This window comes from Amorphus sp. MBR-141, assembly GCF_053628695.1.
The window spans coordinates 1-5,310 of sequence record NZ_JBRJGW010000069.1 but is presented as its reverse complement, the minus strand read 5'-3'; the positions used below and the strand labels follow the sequence as shown (position 1 = coordinate 5,310).

3 protein-coding genes are annotated in these 5,310 nt (G+C 55.5%); 2 read left to right on the top strand and 1 reads right to left on the bottom strand.

Annotated features, from left to right (window positions below; all coding sequences use genetic code 11):
• The coding region (locus ACSSVZ_RS27890; RefSeq protein WP_453974129.1) for a sensor histidine kinase at nucleotides 1–2,164 on the top strand (2,164 nt) is incomplete at its 5' end.
• A gap of 910 nt (nucleotides 2,165–3,074) precedes the next feature.
• Here the strand turns inward: ACSSVZ_RS27890 and ACSSVZ_RS27885 are convergent.
• Nucleotides 3,075–4,022 (bottom strand): helix-turn-helix domain-containing protein, encoded by a 948-nt coding sequence (locus ACSSVZ_RS27885; protein WP_453974128.1) that lies wholly within the window; start codon nucleotides 4,020–4,022, stop codon nucleotides 3,075–3,077.
• An 844-nt stretch (nucleotides 4,023–4,866) separates the two neighbouring features.
• On the opposite strand from ACSSVZ_RS27885, the gene ACSSVZ_RS27880 reads away from it, so the two are divergent.
• Nucleotides 4,867–5,268 (top strand): response regulator transcription factor, encoded by a 402-nt coding sequence (locus ACSSVZ_RS27880; RefSeq protein ID WP_453974127.1) that lies wholly within the window; start codon nucleotides 4,867–4,869, stop codon nucleotides 5,266–5,268.
• The last annotated feature ends 42 nt before the right edge of the window (nucleotides 5,269–5,310 follow it).

Genomic DNA, 5,310 nt, shown 5'->3' with positions numbered 1-5,310 from the left:
TCGTCTGCTCATGGTCTCTCCTGTTAACGGCATCATGCCGATCTCAGGCAGAAATTCCACTTATCCCAGGTGTCCAGTTTTCCCGAGCCACCTCTGCTTGCGGTCCAAGTGGCGCATCGTCATCTCAGGAATTTTTGGCGCTCTTGCGCTCTTCTTGACGGTTTCCGGCGCGGATGCGGCCGACGCAAGTCAAGCACCCGATCTGGTGATTGGGCCGGATTTCGCAAAGCAATCCCTTCGGGGATATCTTGATGTCATCCGGGATCCGCGCCACCAGCTCAGCTTCGAAGATGTTGCTTTCGGAGCGGAGGACATGTCTTTCAGGCGTGTCAGGGGTGGGGTGGCTTATGGATACACGCCGGACGCGTTTTGGTTTCGGCTTGTTGTAGACTATCGCGCGGCCCCGGATGCGCCGCTTGTCTTCAGCTTTCAGCCTACGTTTCTTGATGATATTCGGATATATATTCCGACTAATCCGCAGCAGTTGTCCAGAATAGATTATCGAGAGATTGCAATCGGAGACCATGCCAGTCATCACGACGTGATGGTCGCTCCGTTCCTGGCCGCGCCGTTCACATTTCCGGCTGCCGGCCGATATGTTATCTACATTCGGGTTGAGAGCTCGAGTTCACTTTTAATATCAGGTGCAATTTCGACTTTTTCAGAAGCCAAAGCGGCTGCGATTAAAGCAAGCTTCATATATGGAGCGTTGATTTTATTTTATTCAACGCTCGGATTCGTATTTCTGTATTTTAATATACGCATGAAAGCGTCTGTCTTGTTTTGGTTTTCGCTGTTCCTGTTCATGTATGCATTGAATTTATTTTCAGCAAGCGGGTTCAATATCCAATTCAATGTTTTAGCCAAGCCGCCATATTCAGACTATCTCTCTCAGATTTCATTCCTGGCATTGCATTTTTTTGGTGTTGGATTCGCCTGTAGTGTTGTCAGAAACAGAGACGGCGCCAAGTTCGTAATTTATTTATGCAGAGGTCTAATGGCCTTTATTGTATTGGCCATGCTTGCGACGCTTCTTGGATATTACAATTTTTTCATAAAGATAGATGTAGTGCTTGTCGTAGTAATACTATTGATCTTCACGTCTCGAAATATCTGGTTTGGGGCGCGGGGCTATCGGGGAAGCCGGATTGCTGCGGCAGCGTGTGTTCTTTATGCGTGTGTCCTTGTTCCATATCATGGAGCGTTGCTCGGACTTATAGCGCCGTCGCCGGCGCTAATTGGGGCAATTGCGATTTGTAATCTGGTATTCATTGTCCTCATAACCATCTCATTGCTTCAGCGCATATCTTCTACTGAAAAACTGCGGCGGCAGACCGAACGCCTGCGCGTTTCGCGCAGGGCGGAGCGCTCCGCCACCGCCCTTGTCCGTGACCGGACGGAGGAGCTGTTGATTGCGAAGGAGGCGGCCGAGCAGGCTTTGCGCCAGGAGCGAAATGCCCAAGCGGAGCAGCTTCGGTTCGTGGATGTCGTGACGCACCAGTACCGGACACCGCTGGCCATCATCCGGTCGAATATCATGGCAATCCGACACACGTCCGTTGCCGCTGACAAGGCGAACCGGAAGCGGATCGCTCTGATCGAATCCGCCATCGGGAAGCTGGTGGAGATCATGGAGGTTTCGCTGGAGCGCGGCCGCATGGAGGGGCCTTCAGGGGCCGCGCAACTGAAGAAGGTCAACTTGATTGAAACCTTCGAGAAGATTGCGTCGCACAACGCGGTACTGGCATCTGGTCGGGAGATCGATTGCCGGTTTGAACGGGTCGACAGCTCGGAGCTGGCTGAAATAGATCCTGACATGGTCGCCATAGCGGTGAGCAATCTCATAGAAAATGCGGTGAAATTCTCTCCGGCGGGAACGGTCGTCAGTATGACCGTGGCAAGAGAGGACGAGAACCTCGTCGTCAGCGTCGAAGATGAAGGAAGGGGGATCCCCGAGGGGGAAATTGCGAGCGTGGCGCGGCGGTATTTTCGCGGTTCGAATGCCGGGAATGTGGCCGGCACCGGCCTGGGACTGCACATGGTGACGCAAGTGGCCGCGGCGCACGGCGGGTCATTCAGCATCGGCCCGCGCCCCGTGCACGGTGTTGTCGCGCGTTTGATCCTGCCGCTTGATCGATCTCGATCTGACGCGGTCTGCGGTTGAACCGCCTTGCGGCCGGCGAGATGGTGCCTTCGATGGTCAGGCCTTGGGCCAGGCCGATGTTCGGACCCCCGGCGCTCGTTTGGGAAGCGCGCGGTGGATGCGATCGTTCGCGTCCATGGTCTCTCTGAGCCCGGGCCTCTCTCCGCGCGAAATCGGGCGCCGACGTGATCGAACCGCGCTGACACCCTCACTCGAAGCCATGGGGCTGCGCCTCGGCGTGCGGCCAGGGACCTGCGTATCGGGCATCTGTGGCGAGTTGGCACGCCGAACGATCAGCCGGCCGAACGTCGCGGGCGCGCGCTCAACCCGGCTCTGCGCGGCTATGTCGAGGAAAGCGTCCGCTGCATCCTCGCCACCCGCTGCCGCCGACGTGCCGCACCGAACGCGGGGCAGTCCGCATCGTCGCCGAGCCGGCCCGCATTGCGATAACGGTCAGCTGCCGGTCACGCCTTCGGACCGCGATCTGTGGGGGGCTGCGTGATTTGATTTCGCGTCTCAGCGGGCCCCGGCTCAGGCGCGCGATCTTGATGGCTCACCTCATCTCTCTCGCAGAACTCATAAAGGGCCTCGACAAGGATCCAATACGTGTCTGATTTATGGGCCGTATCGGAATTGCGCTGCGGTTTGATGCGTTTTGCCAAAGAAACATTTTCCCGGGTTCGTTGAGTCCGAGCTGTTGTTCGCATTTTTAATGCACTCGAACCGTCAAATGGGCTCATGAAACAATATAATTCGCCATAAATTGATCACAAAGAACTATTGCAGCACGATGCTGCATCGCGACGCCGAATATAGGCGGATCTGGACTCGCAATCAGGCTGCGCCGGATTGTATGCAGATGCCGGACACAAGGAGATGAGGTGACATCTGCGTGTGTGATGTCTGGAGAGCCGCAGATCCGCACACTCGCCTAAGCCGAGAATTGCTGAAGAGCTCGATTCCTGTGCGCTTGCGTGCGGATTGTCCGCGGCGCGCAGCCAAATCGGCGAAAAAAGCGCAAGTAGAAGTCGGTTGGACTATACCCGACCCGCTCGGCAACCAATGCGATCGACAGGTTTCCCTGCTCGAGAAGCCGGTAGCTCTCATCCAGGCGAATATTCTGCACGTGAACGGAGAATGATTCACCAAACAGCCGGCGAAATCCGGCCGACAGCTCGCGCTTGGTCAATCCCATATCTTCTGCCATGACCGAAAGCGAAGGTGCATCGGCCGGCGACCGGGCGATCGCATTGTGGGCGAAATACACCTTCTTGACGATCGACGGGGGCAGTCCGAAGCATTTGGTCGCCACCCCCTCAGACAGGTCAATATTTTCCATTGTTTCACAGATCAGTTTTGACAGCAGGAGCGAAACAAGAAAGGGCTCATCCCTGTCGCTGCCACTCATTCTGACCACGGCAGAGGCGATCGAACGCATGCCGGATCCTGGCGCGGAGATGAAGCCGAGCGGGTTTGCTTGTGATTCGTTGAGTATTTTTTTGATGAGTTTGATGTACGGAGTATTTTTTCTCGTAGAAGTATCGCTGTATTCCTGAAATTCAAAGTTCTTGGAAAATTCAACTGATATCTCGATGATCCGACTGAATTCACTCGAGAGAAGAGTGAAATCATCGACGGCTGTCTCGGGCGGATTGAGCCGCCAGGCAACGCCCGCCACGTCAGGGGTCATTTCGAGCGGGGGATGTCCAGCGATGATAGGGCGCACACTTCCCGTTTCGACAGCGAATATCTTCAGGCCCGAATAATCCTGGTCGAATATGCTTATATTTCGGCCTGCCGAGATTTCCATAATTCTCACCAGGAGGCCGGCCTCGGCCTGCAGATCTAAGGTGTAGATTTTATCTGGTTGGTTCTGCATTTGCTTACCGAAGGTAATCAGGGCGCCGATCGCCTGCCAGAATTTCGGTCACATAGACATGTTTCGGATTTTCGGTATTGAAGATGCCGCAGGTGTCCAGTCTGGAGATGTTCCGAGGCAAATATCGTCCAACCAAGATGCAAAGGCCACGCGATATTTGTCGTATGTTCGTAACATTAGTGTCGAAATGTAAGAGACCTGACGGTGATGACAGGGCGAGGTCGTGCGTGGGAGCGGGCAGTGTCTCGCGGCGCTGCCCGAATGCGACTGAGGCGGCGCTCGCCAGATTGTTTTGTATCTGACGATTTGGTGTGGCGAAGATCGACGCGACGCATGGATTGTAGGTGTTCTCAATCCATGCCGTATTAACTTCGCCATAATCGCCTTTTACGGGGGATGCGCAGCAATTTTTCCTTGGCGGATATCTCTTATTCTTGTATCCGATGTTGTGGTTATGCAATAGAGCGCGGGCGCGGGCCCGAAGACGTACTGTCGCGTAAAGGAGTGGGGGGGGTCCGATGCGCCGGTGAGCAGGTCGAGTCATGGGGCGGCCGGAGCGTCATCTGCTCCTGCATCGGATGGGACTGCGGTTGGGAGAATCCGGGGCGCAGGATGACGCGGGACCCGTGCTCGATTGCGCCCAATGGTTCCACGACCCGCGCAGGCATCTGGGGAAGGGGTGTGGGCGCCGTTCAGATCAACGAAGAGTTTCTTGTAGACAAATCGCCGGTTCGGAAGCCGGAAGCCGTTCGGCCAACGGTCTGAGGATTAAGGCAAATCGGCGTATCCAAATAGGGTCTGGGCGGCCTGCTCGAGGGATAGGGCCGCGGGAGTGGGGGGACGGATGGCGAATGTGGTGTTGGTGGAGGACGATGACGATCTGCGCAGCAGTCTCGGCGAATGCCTTCAGTTGTTGGGGCATATGACGACGGGAGCGCAGAACGCCGTCGAGCTGTATCAGTTGATTGCAATGCAATCATTTGATGTGGCCGTTGTTGATATCAATTTGCCGTACTATGATGGGTTCAGCATTGTCGAGTATCTGTGCAGCAACGCTGATCTAAGGATTATTATTGCTTCTGTCCGGGGTGACTTGTCGGATCGCGTGCGCGGGTATCAGTCGGGGGCGGATATCTACATGACGAAGCCCGTCGATCCGGAAGAGTTGGCGGCGGCTATTGTCGCGTTGACTCAGAGTCCGTCTCGAAACTGGCGCGGGAGGTGGATAGCCGGGGCCAGAATGTGATTCCAAGCGGTTGTCGAAGCCAGCTTGGAGAACGTCATGTGG